Source organism: Synechococcus sp. H70.1, assembly GCF_047502705.1.
Lineage (GTDB): Bacteria > Cyanobacteriota > Cyanobacteriia > Thermostichales > Thermostichaceae > Thermostichus.
Genome location: NZ_JANSIV010000010.1, coordinates 20,438 through 33,746 on the forward strand (window position 1 = coordinate 20,438; position 13,309 = coordinate 33,746).

Genomic DNA, 13,309 nt, shown 5'->3' on the forward strand with positions numbered 1-13,309 from the left:
CTTGCTGCTGCAGCTTGGCCACAGGGCCAGAGGTGATGTTGGCAAAGGTCGTCTCCGCCTGCAGCCGGCTGAGGGACGCTTGGGCGCGCAAGGGGGCCTCGAAGAAAGAGCGACCAGGACGGCTCCCAAAGCCCAACTCCGCTTCGTAGAGCGCCTTGGCGGCTTTGGCCAGGTTTTCCGCCGCTTTGGCCTGCTCGCGGGCGGCGAAAGCTCTGGCGGCTCAGCTCCAGGAGACGGGCGGCTTCCGGAGAGGATCCCCGCTGGGCGAAGAAGCTGGCTTCCGCCAGGTGCCGCTGCGCTTTGGCCAGGTCGTGGTTGACTCGCTCCAGCTCCCGCGGGCTCTGCCAACTCGGCTGCATCGGTACAGAGGCGGCGGCTCCGATGGGCTTGCGCCGGGGATCCGAGCACCAGGGGAGTGAGGAGCAGCGAAACCGGCAGGGAACAGCCGAGGGCACCGGTGAAGGAAGCACGGATCGGCAGGGTTACAAACTCCAATCGACAGGACAAGCCGGTTTGGGGGTGACCCTGTGGGCTTTCCCTTGCAGCCTATCTTGAGGCAAGAAGGGATCCCTAGGAAAACCGGGCCAGGTGAGCCTGTTGTTGGAGCTGTTGCAACTTTTCCCTCACCCGGCCAGAGCGGAGCAATTCCTCGGCTTGCTGGATCCCCTCGCTGAGGGAGTGAGCATAGCCCAGCAGCCAGAGGTAGCTGCCGCCATTCCAGAGTACTGCTGGAGTAAGAGGAGAGGGATCGCCGTTGAGGAGCTGGTGCATCTGCCGCAGCAACTCTTTCTCCTCCGCCAGCGGGATCTCGGGGCCGGCCAGGTGATGGTCGCGGGCTTTGAGCAGCAGCCGTTTCCCGCAGTGGTTGAGGATAGCCGTCCGCTCCCGCGGTAGGTCGCTGCTGCCCTCTAGTCCCTTGACCGTGGTAAAGCTTCGGATCCCTTGCAGGGCAAACAACTCCAGCATCGTAGCCTCGGTAGGGGGGTGCACGTAGCCAGCCACCAAATGAAAGGGGCCCTCGTAGGGTGACCAGACCAGCTCCAAGGTGGCCAGGGGAGGGCGCTTGCCAATTTGATCCCGGTACTCCATCAGGGCCTGGGCTTGGGGAAAACAATCTGGTAAATACAAAAATCCCAAGCCCGTTTGCTCCAGGGACTGGCCCACTTGCTCCAGCGACCATCCTCGCCAGTCCACCCCCAAGCCTCGCCAGACCACCTCCAGAGGCAGACCATACTTGGGAGGGCAAAAGCCGGAGCCATGCAGCAAAACGGCTGCCCCCGCCGCTGCCAATACCAGAGCCACCAACACCCCTAGCGGTGCTGTGCGCGAGCGGCCATCGTAGGGGTGGCCAAAGATCACCAAGGGGTGGGGCAGATCCCGTTGGCGAAGGCGGGGGCCGTACTCGGCATAGGCATCCAACATACCAGCCAGCTCTTCGGCGGTGGGGCGCTTGATGCGGTGGGCAATCAAGAAGGCCCCAATCTGGGCCGGGGTGGCTTTGCCTGCAAGGAGCAGCCGAGTAGCCTGGGCGGCTTCGCCGCGGGTGAGATCCTCGTGGGTGTGGGTGCCACTGCCAATTTTCTTCAACAGCTCGCGAAACTCATGGCTCATAGCCTTGGCAGTCTGGAGCGGGGGAGGGTAAGTCTCCAACTAAGCCGACAGCACCTTGGCCGGGACCAACGCCTCGACGTCGGACCTCTTAGAAGGAGCAGGCGGGCGGAGCAGTTGGGCTGCCAACTGCAAAAAGCGGCGAATGGGTGGGATCTGATAGCGGTCACGGGTGGTAACTGCCACCACCTGTCGCTGCAACAAGGGGGGTTCAGTAGGCCGCACCTGGAGTTCTGGGTCGGCGTGGCAGTCCACCAGAGCCGATTCTGGCAGGAGGGCAATCAACTGCCCCTGGCGAACGACGCCGCGGAAGGCATCCAGCGTGTTCAGCTCCAGCGCTGCCTTGAGAGTTAACCCTTGGCGGGCCAGGTGGGATCCCACCCAAGCGCGCATAGCATAGCCATCTTTAAATACGGCCTGGGGGTACTCGGCCAACACTGGCCAAGGGATCCGCTCGTAGCGGCTAAGGGGATGGCTGGCGGCCATCAACACCTGAATGGGCTCCGAATACAGCGGCTCCACCACCAGTTCAGCCCCCCGCCTCAGCCAGGGATTTTCCATCACCAAAGCCACATCCACCAGCCCATCCTTGAGCACCTTCAAAGCGCGGTCGCTGCCCAGGGCCGTGACCCGCAACTGCACCTGCGGGTACTCTCGGCAGAACTCCTGGAGCACCGGCGGCAGTCGATAGGCAATCAGCGAGTGGATCCCGGCAACGCAGAGCTCGCTTTGCTCGCCCCGTAGCCATTCCCGAATGCTCTCTTGGGCCTGCTGCCACTCCTGACAGATGCGCCGGGCATGGGGTAGGAGCCGTTCCCCCGCCACCGTCAAAGCCAGCGGGCTCTTGCGATGCAGTAGCGGAGCGCCCACCTCTTCTTCCAAGGCCTGAATCCGACGGCTGATGGCAGACTGGGTCAAGCCACTGCAGCGGGCAGCAGCCAAAAAGCTGCCGCTTTCGACGACGTTCAGGAAAGCCTGCAACAGCTCCAAACGCACCGAGAACCTCTCCGGAGTGATGGCCCAACTGCTGTGGGATTTTAGCCAGGGATCCCTCGACTTGGTGTAGGTACCGCTACCAAACCGTGCTGTAAGACTCTGGTATTGGGGAGGAGCGCTGCTCGCCGTGCCGCCTTGACGAGACTGGCTCCCCCTCAATCCAAGACAAGGGCGGCGCGACGGTAGAGAAAGTCAAGGGCAGAGTTGCGCAATTCGTAAAATTCCGGCATTTCCATGATGCGCGCGCGGCTGCGCGGTCGCCCAAAGGGGATCGTCAAAATCTCGCCAATATGGGCAGCAGGGCCATTGGTCATCATCACCACCCGGTCTGCCAAGTAAAGAGCCTCGTCGATGTCGTGGGTAATCATCAAAACCGTGCAGCGGTGATCTCGCCAAATGGCCAGCAGCTCATCCTGCAGCTCTTGCTTGGTAATGGGATCCAAGGCCCCGAAGGGCTCATCCAGCAACAGTACTTCTGGGCGTACCGCCAGCGCGCGGGCAATGGCCACTCGCTGCTTCATCCCCCCGGAGAGCTGCTTGGGCCGCTTGTGGGCTGCTTCGGCCAAACCCACGAGTTCTAGGTGTTCTTGAACGATTTCCCTTTTCTCTCTGGGGGATTTATCGGGATAGACCTGGTCCACCACCAAATAAACATTTTCAAAAGCCGTCAGCCAGGGCAGAAGGGAATAGTTCTGGAACACCATCATCCGATCCGGCCCTGGGGCGGTGATGGGCTGGCCCTTGAGGGTAATGGATCCCGAAGTAGGAGCAGAAAACCCGGCCACCATGTTGATCAAGGTGGACTTGCCGCAGCCGGAGTGGCCGATGATGCAGACAAATTCGCCGGCGGCCACTTCCAAGTTGACATTTTCTAGCGCCACAAAGGCTCCCGCCGCCGTAAAGTAGGTCTTGCCCACATTCTGGAGGGAAAGAAGGGGCGGAACTGCAAGAGAAGAGGCTGAGGAAAAGGACAAAGAAGTTAAGCGAGAGTGGGTCATCATAAAGCCTTCCAGTTGAGTTCAGTAGAGCAAAAACTAGACCTTGCTGAGGGGGTATTCCTGCAGCTTCAGCTCCTGGCGAATGGCCACTGACTCCAGGTAGTCCAAGGGATCCTCGCCATCAAAGCGGGATCCGTCGGCAAAGAGCAAAGCCCCGCGATCGTGGGCCCGATCCGGCAGCCCCAGTTCTCTAGCAGCTAGGGCGTAGGTTTTGTCATCCAGCACTTGGTCGAGGACAGCAACCCAATTGCGAGGGAAGGGGCAGATGCCCCAGCGAGCCATCTGCGTCAGGATCCAGAGATGCTCCAAGCGTTCGGGGCAGGTGTTGCGCCCGTTGGCAAACTGGTGGAAACCGAGGATCACTTGCGACTCATCGGCGATGCCCCGCTGCAGGATGCCCCTCCACCCCGGCTCCAGATCGGCTGGGGCCACGCCCACATACTGGGGCTGGGCCAGCCACTCCAGGATCTGGGGACGGTGCTGCGGCTGATCGCAGTAGTGACAGGCCTCCAGCAGCGCCTTGACCAGGGCCACGTGGGTGCGGGGGTAGCTTTGGGCCCAGTCTTGGCGCACCGCTAGGACTTTCTCGATGTGGCTGGGCAAGAGTTCGGGAGTGGTGGCGACGATAACCCCCACCTGTTCCCGCACGGCGCGGGAGTTCCAGGGTTCGCCCACGCAGTAGCCGTCGATGTTGCCCGCCTTGAGGTGGGCCACCATCTGCGGCGGCGGGATCACTGTCAACCTCACCTCTCGATCCGGATCCACGCCGCCGCTGGCCAGCCAATGGCGCAAGAGGAAGTTGTGCATCGAGGCCGGGTGCACCACCCCCAGCGTATGAACCGTATCGGGAGTTTGGCGGAGGTACTGGCGGAGATCCCAGGGGCTCTGGAAGGCCTGCAGCAGGAGTCGGCGCCCAAAGGTGATGGCGTTGCCGCCGCGGGAAACGGTAAGTGCAGTTACCAAAGGCACTGGTACCCCACCCACCCCCAAGGTAGAGGCCAAGGGGATCCCGGCCACCACCAGGGCCGCATCCAGCCGACCGGAGCGGATCCCTTCCCAGAGGGTTTTCCAGCCCGGCTCCCTGACCAGCGTGACCTGTTCCAGGCCGTGCTTCTGAAACAGGCCCTTTTCTTGGGCCACCACCAGAGGGGCGCAGTCGTTGAGGGGCACAAAGCCAATTGCCAAGTTGACTTTTTCCAGCCCCCCCTTGGCGATGGCCACACGGGTAGGAGTTTTCTGGCGGGCCCGCTTTTGCTGGTTGAGAAAGTAGATCATCTCCCCCCGCAGGTTGTAGTACTCGGGGTGATTCACCACTTCCAACCGGTGGCGCGGCCGCGGAAACGGGATCCGCAAGATCTGGCCGATGCGGGCCTCCGGGCCATTGGTCAGCAGCACCACCCGATCCGAAAGCAGAAGCGCCTCATCCACATCGTGGGTAACCAAAATACAGGTGAGCTGCTCCGCCTGGGCAATCTCCATCAGTTGCTCCTGCAGGCTGCCGCGGGTGAGGGCGTCCAACGCCCCAAACGGCTCATCCAGCAGCAGCACCCGCGGGCGAATGGCCAAAGCCCGGGCAATGGCCACCCGCTGTTTCATCCCCCCCGACAGCTGGGCGGGCCGCTTGTCGGCTGCCCCCTGCAGACCCACGCGGCGGATGTGCTCTTCCACGATGCGGGCTCGCTCTGCTTGGGGAAGGGATCCCAGCACCTCGTCCACGGCCAGGGCGATGTTTTCCCGCACCGTCAGCCAGGGCAGCAGAGAATAGTTTTGGAACACCACCATGCGATCCGGGCCGGGCTCCGTCATCTGCCGGCCTTCCAGCAGCACGCCGCCGCGGGAGGGCTTTTCCAGGCCGGCAATGATGTTGAGGAGGGTGGACTTGCCGCAGCCGGAGTGGCCAATTAGCGAGACAAATTCCCCTTTTTGGATCTCCAGATGGATGTCTCTTAGAGCGGGATAAACCTCCCCATTGTCCAGGAAAAAGTCTTTGTCTACATGGTCAACTTCGATGTAGGGCTGAGTCTTCATGATGCCACCTAAGGGATCCCTTGAGCTTCATTTTTGAAAAGTGGGCAAACTGTCAGCAGCCAACTTCGGGCTCAGTCCAACCTAGTGATCCTCGGCAGCCACCAGCGAGCCAATCCAAGCCGTAACCCGATCCAACAAAAGCCCAACCAGGCCGACATAGATCAAAGCCACAATAATTTCGCTGATGCGGGAGCTATTCCAGGCATCCCAAATGAAGAACCCGATGCCCACCCCACCAACCAACATTTCTGCAGCCACAATCGCCAGCCAAGATAGGCCCACCCCAATGCGCAGGCCGGTAAAGATGTAGGGCACCGTGGCCGGAAAGACAATCTTAAAGAAATACTTCCAGCCGGACATGCGTAAAATTCTGGCCACATTGCGGTAGTCCTGTGGGATCCGCTGTACACCGGCAATGGTGTTGATCAAGATGGGCCAGAGGGCCGTGATGAAGATAACAAAAATGGCGGAGGGGTTGGCATCGCGAAAGGCGGCCAAAGAAATGGGCAGCCAAGCCAGAGGTGGCACCGTGCGCAACACTTGAAAAATGGGATCCAAAGCCTCATACAGCCAGCGGTTGGCCCCGATCACCATACCGCCCAAAACCCCCGCCAGACTGGCCAAGAAAAACCCAATGAACACCCGCTGCAGGCTGGCCCAGATTTGCCAGAACAGTCCTTTGGCGTTGCCGCCGTAGTCAAAAAAGGGATCTTTAATAAGGGGATCCCAGGTGTCCTGCCAAACTTGGAGCGGGGTGGGCAGGTTGGCGCCGGGCCGGCTGTAGAGGATTTGCCAGAGCAGGAGCACGATGAAAATTGCCGTAGCGGGCAAGAGAATGCGGCGCAGCGCTTGATGGATCCGGACTCGTTGCCTCCAAGCGGATCCAGAGCTCGTGGCAGAAGGGATCCCGGCCTGGGCCGGAAGAGAGGCACCTTGGCTCAGCAGCCAACGGCCTAAGCGGATGAGCAAAGGGAAGAGGTGGCAGCCCACCTTCAAGGCAAAGTGGAGAAGATGCATAGTTTGCTGAGAGTAGGGCTATGGTCAAAGTCAGCGTAGGGAAAGTACAAGAGAGAAGAGGTTTAATTTGAACCTGTCTGGGGGCTCTTAGGGAAATCTCTCGGACAGGGGGCTTGCAGGTGTTCTGCAAGCCCTGGAAGGAGCAGGCTAGGCCAGCTTCTTGATGGCCAATTTCTCCAGATAGGCAGCCGGATTTTCGGGGTCGAACTTCACCCCATCGAAGAAGGTTTCCACGCCGCGAGAGGTGCTGGGGGGAATGGCGGCCTCTTGGCCAATGGCTTTGGCGGCCTCGCGCCAGAGATCTTCTCGGTTGACCTTGTCCACCAGGGCTTTGGTATCCGTGTCGGCGGGCAGATAGCCCCAGCGGATGTCTTCGGTCAGGAACCAAAGGTCGTGGCTCTTGAAGGGGTAGGAAGCATTGTCTTGCCAGAACTTCATCAGGTGGGGGCTGTTTTGCACCACTTTGCCGGTGCCGTAGTCAAAGGTGCCTTTGGCGCGACCCAGGATATCGGCCACAGGAACCCCCAGCCAGCGGCGGTTGCTGATGATCCGGCACATTTCCTCTTTGTTCTCCATTTGGTCGCACCAGATCTGGGCTTCTTGCACCGCCTTCAACAGCGCCAAGGTGGCTTTCGGGTGGGCATCCACCCAGTCGGCCCGCAGAGCAAAGGCTTTCTCGGGATGGCGGTTCCACAGCTCGCCGGTGGTGAGGGCGGTATACCCCTCTTTTTGGTTCACCAGTTGAGCATTCCAAGGCTCGCCCACACAGAAGGCTGCCATCGTTTTGGATTTCATGTTGGCCACCATCTGCGGGGGCGGCACCACAATGATAGAGACCTCGCTGTTGGGATCGATCCCGCCAGCGGCCAGCCAGTAGCGCATCCACAGGTCGTGGGTGCCGCCGGGGAAGGTTACCGCGCATTTGGGATCCCTGCCGGCAGCTCGCGCTTCCGCAAACTTGGCTTTGAGGGGGGAACTGTCCAGGCCAATTTGCAAATCCCGGTACTCGTTGGCAATGCTGATGCCCTGACCGTCCAAGTTCAGGCGGGCCAGAATGTACATCGGTACCGGCTTGCCATCGGTAACTTTGCCGGTGGTGATGAGATAGGGCATGGGGCTGAGAATGTGCGCCCCATCGATGCCGCCAGCAGCGGATCCCAGCACCAAGTTGTCGCGGGTGGTGCCCCAAGAGGCCTGCTTGACCACCTCCACGTCCTTCATGCCGTACTTGTCAAAAAACCCCTTCTCTTTGGCAATGATCAGGGGGGCGGCGTCGGTGAGAGCAATGAACCCCAGCTTGGCCCGCGTGGTCTCGGGAGTATCGGCCTGGGCCACCCAGTAGCCCTGACCCAAAGATCGCGATTGGGCGCGTGGGATCCCAGCCGCGGCTGCTCCTGCTGCCAGGGCGGCTGCCCCGGCCAAAAATTGGCGACGGGAGAACAGTTTAGACATCGGAACCTCCAAGATTTTGCACGACGCAGAGAGGAAACCTTCCCCAGACTTGGCCCCTACTTAGCAAGCCATCATGGGGGAAGCCGATGGACGCTGGCGCGGCCTGGCCCCGAAGTGCTCAATCAGCAGCTCCACCAAGACGGGCTTGAGGTCTTCGCAAGGGATCCCTCGACGCACACATTCGCCCAGCTTGGCGTCTTTGCCTACTTCTCCCCCCATGTAGATGTCCACCGCTTCCACCGGCTTGCCGTCCTTGCGGGCGGTGGTGCCCATGAGGCCGATATCGGCCACCTGGGGCTGGCCGCAGGAGTTGGGGCAGCCCGTCCAGTGGATGCGCACCGTCTGCGGGATCTCCAGCTCGGCTTCCAGCTCTTCCATTAGAGCCACAGCGCGGTTTTTGGTCTCGATGAGGGCAAAGTTGCAGAACTGGTTGCCCGTGCAGGACACCAGCCCCCGCTGCAAGGGCCCCGGGTTGGGGGAGAACTTTTTCAAGAGCGGCTCTTTAAGCAGCGGCGCCACCCGCGAATCGGGCACATTGGGGATGAGCACGTTCTGCTCCACCGTCAGCCGCAGCTCCCCGGAGCCGTATACCTCCGCTAGGCGGGCCAGCTCCATCATCTCCAGGGCATTCAGCCGTCCCACCGGCACGTGCAGGCCAACGAAGTTCAAGCCCAGCTGCTTCTGGGCATGCACCCCCAGGAGATCCCGCTTCTGCCAGACCACCTCATCTTTTTCCGCCGCTCTGGAGAGCGGATGGCCAATCTGCCGCTCCACAGCCGCCCGAAACTTCTCCAGGCCCCACTCGTCAATGAGCCACCTCAGCCGCGCCTTCTGCCGGTTGGCCCGCAGGCCGTGATCCCGGTAGACCAGCAGCACCGCCTCGCACAGAGGAACCACATCGCGGGGATCCACCCAGACATCCAGCCCGATGGCCTCGGCACAGCGGCGGGCCGAAAAAAAGCCCCCCACCAAGACGTTGAAGCCCAGCTTGCCCGCTTTGAAGGCCGGTACAAAGGCCAGGTCGTTGATCTCCGCATGAACGGAGTTGTCGCGACAACCGCAGATGGCGATGTTAAACTTACGCGGCAGATTGGTGAAGGAAGGGTTGCCCTCGCCGTTGTTGGTTACCATGTCCTGCACCTTGCGGGTGAGGCCGCGCACGTCAATCAGCTCATCTGGGTCAATGCCCGCAAGGGGGGATCCCGTAATGTTGCGCACATTGTCCATGCCCGACTGGATGCTGGTCAGGCCCACCTCCTTCAAGTAGCCCAAGATCTGGGGCATCTCCTCGATGGGGATGCCGCGCAGTTGCAGGTTCTGCCGGGTGGTGATGTCGGCTACGCCATCTTTTCCATAGGGATGGATGATCGCCGCCAACATCCGCATCTGGCCGCTGGTCAGGATCCCATTGGGCAGGCGCAGCCGCAGCATAAACTGGCCGGGCGTGCGCTTGCGAAAGAAGATCCCCAGCCACTTGAGGCGGTGATCCCGGTCGTCTTCAGGGATGTTCTCCCAGCCCATGCGGGCAAACGCTTCCAGCTCGGCTTTGACCGCTAGCCCGTCCTTTTCGCTTTTGAGGCGCTCAAATTGGTTCGCCATCGTCGCTGCCGTAGGGGAACACCGGCTACCTTAGCGATGGCCAACCGTTAACTTTGGTATTTGTCGTTACACTTCGTAACAAGTTATGCCGTTTTGTCATAACTCACTTGCGAGGAGCGCATAGCGGATCCGCCTGGCTTGCCCCCAGGGTGTCTCGGGGTCAACTCCCGATGACGGTGCTTGGCCCCCATCGCAAACCTCCTACTGTCCTTGGCCACAGGCAGTTTGCCCTCACCGCCCTGCCCAGGGAGAGGGGGAAGATCATAAATGGCCGAAGCCGACTAGCTTGGGTTGGAAGAGCCATCCTGAAGCATTGGCGCTATGACTTCTTCCGCTGCCCCTGAGCCCACTTGGGATGCCCTGCAGGTGGATCCCGCCCTGCTCACCCCCATGATGCAGCACTACGTAGAGCTGAAGCGGCAATACCCGCACGCCATCCTGCTCTACCGCCTGGGGGATTTCTACGAGATGTTTTTCCAGGACGCGCAACTGGTGTCGCGGGAGCTGGAGCTGGTGCTCACCGGGCGAGAGGCAGGGGCCATCGGGCGGGTGCCCATGTGCGGGATCCCTTACCACGCCTTTGACCGCTATGCCGCCCAGTTGGTGGCCAAAGGCTATGCCCTAGCCGTCTGCGACCAGATGGAGCCGGCGGATCAAGCCAAAGGCTTGGTGCGGCGGGAAGTGACGCGGGTCATCACCCCCGGCACGGTCATCGAAGAGGAGCTGCTGCAGGCGCGGCAAAATAACTACCTGGCGGCCATTGTCCGCCTGCGAGGCTCCAAGCAAACCGCCTGGGGCCTGGCCTACGCCGACATTTCCACTGGCGAGTTCTGGGTCTGCCAGAGTGAGGGGCAAGAGCAGCTAGAACAGGAGCTGGCCCGGCTGCAGCCGGCGGAGATCCTGCTGCCCACTGAGGAAGGGCTGGGCCTGGGCTTGATGCGGCCTGGAGATTCCCACGCTCCCCTGGGCCTACCCGGCCAGTACACCTATACCCTGCGCCCGGCGGAGCCCTTTGAGCTGGCGGTGGCGCGGGACAATCTGCTGCAGACCTATGGCCTGCGCTCCCTGGAGGGCTTGGGCTGCGAGGGGCTGCCCCTGGCCATTCGGGCGGCGGGGGGATTGCTCCACTATCTGGAAGAAACGCAAAAGAACCTGGTGCAGCCTTCTCCCCAGGGAGGCCATCCGCTCCTGCGCCCGCCCCGCACCTACCAGCTCACCGACTACCTAATATTGGATGCCCAAACCCGCCGCAACCTGGAGCTGACCCAGACTATCCGCGAGGGGGCCTTTGTCGGATCCCTGCTCTGGGTCTTGGATCACAGCCGCACCGCCATGGGCGGGCGCACCCTGCGCCGCTGGCTGCTGCAGCCTTTGCGGGATCCAGAGCAAATCCGCCTTCGCCAGGACACCATCCAGGAGCTGTTGGAAAACCCCTCCCTGCGCACCCGCCTGGGATCCCTTCTAGACTCTCTGTACGACCTGGAGCGCTTGGCCAACCGCGTCGCCTCCGGCACCGCCAACCCGCGCGAGCTGGTGGCCCTGGGCTCCTCCCTGGGCAAACTGCCCCAACTGGCCGAGCTGGTGGCCGAAGCCCAAACTCCCCTTCTGCAGAGCCTACAGCAGGTGGATCCCGCTCTGGTTGACCTGGGCCGGCGCATTGAGCACACCCTCCTGCCCTCCCCGCCCCCTGTGCTCACCGAAGGGGGGCTGATCCGGCCTGGCGTAGATCCGGAGCTGGACAGGCTGCGGCAGCAGGTGGAGCAAGACCGCCAGTGGATTGCCCAGTTGGAGAAAACCGAGCGCGAGCGCACCGGCATCCCCACCCTCAAAGTCGGCTTCAACAAGGCCTTTGGCTACTACCTCAGCATCAGCCGCGCCAAGGCGCAGCAGGTGCCCAAGGAGTACATCCGCAAGCAGACGCTCACCAACGAAGAGCGCTTCATCACCCCTGAGCTTAAAGAAAAAGAAGCCCGCATCCTCACTGCCCAGACCGAGATCAACCAGCGGGAATACGAGCTGTTTGTGCAGTTGCGCCAGGAGGCGGGATCCCAGGCTGCCGCCATCCGCCAGGTGGCCCAGACCCTGGCCGCTGTCGACGCTCTGTTTGGCCTAGCCGAGGTGGCCGTGCAGCAGGGCTACACCCGCCCGGTGATTACTGCAGATCGCCGTTTAATCATCGAGGAGGGGCGCCACCCAGTGGTGGAGAAATCTTTGCCCCAGGGCTTGTTTGTCCCCAACTCGGTGCGGCTGGGATCCCCCCACGGCCCCGATCTCATTGTCCTCACTGGCCCCAACATGTCCGGCAAGTCCACCTACTTGCGCCAGATTGGGCTAATCCAGATCCTGGCCCAGATGGGCAGCTTTGTCCCGGCGCGGCGGGCGGAGTTGGGCCTGTGCGACCGCGTGTTTACCCGCATTGGCGCCGTGGATGATCTGGCCACAGGACAGTCCACCTTCATGGTGGAGATGAACGAGACGGCCAACATCCTCAACCACGCCGGCGAGCGATCCCTGGTGCTCTTGGACGAGATTGGCCGCGGCACCGCCACCTTCGACGGCCTCTCCATCGCCTGGGCCGTGGCCGAATACCTGGCCACCCACGTGCGCGCCCGCACCATCTTTGCCACCCACTACCACGAGCTCAACCAACTGGAGACGCTGCTGCCCAACGTGGCCAACTTCCAGGTGGTGGTCAAAGAGCTGCCGGATCGCATCATCTTTTTGCACCAGGTGCAGCCGGGGGGAGCCGACCGCTCCTATGGCATCGAGGTAGGGCGCATGGCCGGCCTGCCCCAGCCGGTCATCGAGCGGGCCAAACAGGTGCTGGCTCTGGTGGAAAAACACAGCCGCATTGGCCTGGGCCTGCGCAACCAAGGGAAAAGCCGCCCTTCTTCAAACAACCCCAAAAAACAGCCCAAGCAAGCATCCCATTCCAGCGGGATCCCCGACTGCGATGCCACAGCTGGGGATCAACTGTCCTTTTTCCCCAAAGAGCTCTAGGGCTACTCTCAACCTGGATCCCGTTCTTGCAGCCCCAAGGTAGTGGCCAGCACCTCCAGCTCCTCCCGCTGCCCCTCTACCCACAGGAGGGATCCGGGGGGCGGATCGGCCTCTTGCAACCTTAGGCGGAGCTGCTGCGGGCGGTGATTGCGCCGCCAGTAGTACCAGCCTGCCCAAGGGGAGACCAACAGCAGTGTCCAGGGCCAAACTCCCCAACCCGGCTCCAGCACCTGCAGCACCAAAGCCAGACAGGCCAGCCCCGCTCCCGCCAGCCCCGTCAAAAAAACGGCCAGTCCCACGCTAGGCCGCGCCTGACCCACAAAGGTGGCGATCCCCTCCGGGTCGGCAGATTGCAAGCGATAGGCGCGCCCCTCCAGGTGCTTGCGAAGGAGGGATCCCATTTCCTCCAGGTTGCGGCTGCTAGAATAGAAGCGGGTTTCAATGCGAGCTCTACCTGAGGCTCGTAGGAAGAAGAATAGGCCAATCCCGAGGATCAGCGTCAGCGTCAACGTGGAAATGGACTCTCCTTTCCAGGAGAGGAAGGAAGGTGCAGCGGCCCAATTCATGGGAACAAGACCTGTCCTTAGCTTGTCAAGGGGCTTGATCTGAGC

Annotated in this window: 10 protein-coding genes; 2 read left to right on the forward strand and 8 right to left on the reverse strand. The window is 61.7% G+C overall.

Translation table 11 applies throughout. The features are described 5' to 3' along the window. Positions 1–164: 164 nt before the first annotated feature. A complete protein-coding gene (locus tag NW827_RS00445; protein WP_414403479.1) occupies positions 165–419 on the forward strand; it encodes a hypothetical protein in 255 nt (84 codons plus the stop codon). A gap of 151 nt (positions 420–570) precedes the next feature. Here NW827_RS00445 and NW827_RS00450 read toward each other — a convergent pair whose 3' ends face one another. The 7 genes from NW827_RS00450 to NW827_RS00480 form a co-directional block, all read right to left on the reverse strand. Beyond that, positions 571–1,611: an anthranilate phosphoribosyltransferase family protein gene (locus NW827_RS00450; RefSeq protein WP_414403480.1), complete on the reverse strand. Its 1,041-nt coding sequence runs from the start codon at positions 1,609–1,611 to the stop codon at positions 571–573. Between the two features lie 39 nt (positions 1,612–1,650). Next, positions 1,651–2,604, reverse strand: coding sequence for a LysR family transcriptional regulator (locus NW827_RS00455; RefSeq protein WP_414360891.1), 954 nt, complete (start codon positions 2,602–2,604; stop codon positions 1,651–1,653). A 155-nt stretch (positions 2,605–2,759) separates the two neighbouring features. Continuing rightward, positions 2,760–3,602: an ABC transporter ATP-binding protein gene (locus NW827_RS00460; protein WP_414384856.1), complete on the reverse strand. Its 843-nt coding sequence runs from the start codon at positions 3,600–3,602 to the stop codon at positions 2,760–2,762. Between the two features lie 36 nt (positions 3,603–3,638). Further along, positions 3,639–5,630: a nitrate ABC transporter ATP-binding protein gene (locus NW827_RS00465; RefSeq protein WP_414403481.1), complete on the reverse strand. Its 1,992-nt coding sequence runs from the start codon at positions 5,628–5,630 to the stop codon at positions 3,639–3,641. An 81-nt stretch (positions 5,631–5,711) separates the two neighbouring features. Beyond that, on the reverse strand, positions 5,712–6,647 hold the full coding sequence (ntrB, locus tag NW827_RS00470) for a nitrate ABC transporter permease (protein WP_414503201.1): 936 nt from the start codon (positions 6,645–6,647) through the stop codon (positions 5,712–5,714). A 147-nt stretch (positions 6,648–6,794) separates the two neighbouring features. Next, the gene (locus NW827_RS00475; protein ID WP_414403482.1) at positions 6,795–8,099 is read right to left on the reverse strand and encodes a CmpA/NrtA family ABC transporter substrate-binding protein; all 1,305 of its coding nucleotides are present in this window, start codon (positions 8,097–8,099) and stop codon (positions 6,795–6,797) included. Positions 8,100–8,159: 60 nt separating this feature from the next. Further along, positions 8,160–9,698, reverse strand: a complete 1,539-nt coding sequence (locus tag NW827_RS00480) for a ferredoxin--nitrite reductase (protein WP_414403483.1) — start codon at positions 9,696–9,698, stop codon at positions 8,160–8,162. A gap of 321 nt (positions 9,699–10,019) precedes the next feature. Here NW827_RS00480 and mutS point away from each other — a divergent pair, with 321 nt between their 5' ends. After that, positions 10,020–12,698: a DNA mismatch repair protein MutS gene (gene mutS, locus NW827_RS00485; RefSeq protein ID WP_414360905.1), complete on the forward strand. Its 2,679-nt coding sequence runs from the start codon at positions 10,020–10,022 to the stop codon at positions 12,696–12,698. Between the two features lie 8 nt (positions 12,699–12,706). On the opposite strand, the gene NW827_RS00490 is transcribed toward mutS, so the two are convergent. Next, a partial coding sequence (locus tag NW827_RS00490) for a cofactor assembly of complex C subunit B (protein WP_414503202.1) occupies positions 12,707–13,309 on the reverse strand: 603 nt, incomplete at its 5' end.

Coding starts and splice junctions, on each gene's coding strand:
- NW827_RS00450 (WP_414403480.1), bottom strand. CDS start 1,611: ATGAGCCATGAGTTTCGCGAGCTGTTGAAGAAAATTGGCAGTGGCACC.
- NW827_RS00460 (WP_414384856.1), bottom strand. CDS start 3,602: ATGACCCACTCTCGCTTAACTTCTTTGTCCTTTTCCTCAGCCTCTTCT.
- NW827_RS00465 (WP_414403481.1), bottom strand. CDS start 5,630: ATGAAGACTCAGCCCTACATCGAAGTTGACCATGTAGACAAAGACTTT.
- ntrB (WP_414503201.1), bottom strand. CDS start 6,647: ATGCATCTTCTCCACTTTGCCTTGAAGGTGGGCTGCCACCTCTTCCCT.
- NW827_RS00475 (WP_414403482.1), bottom strand. CDS start 8,099: ATGTCTAAACTGTTCTCCCGTCGCCAATTTTTGGCCGGGGCAGCCGCC.
- NW827_RS00480 (WP_414403483.1), bottom strand. CDS start 9,698: ATGGCGAACCAATTTGAGCGCCTCAAAAGCGAAAAGGACGGGCTAGCG.
- mutS (WP_414360905.1), top strand. CDS start 10,020: ATGACTTCTTCCGCTGCCCCTGAGCCCACTTGGGATGCCCTGCAGGTG.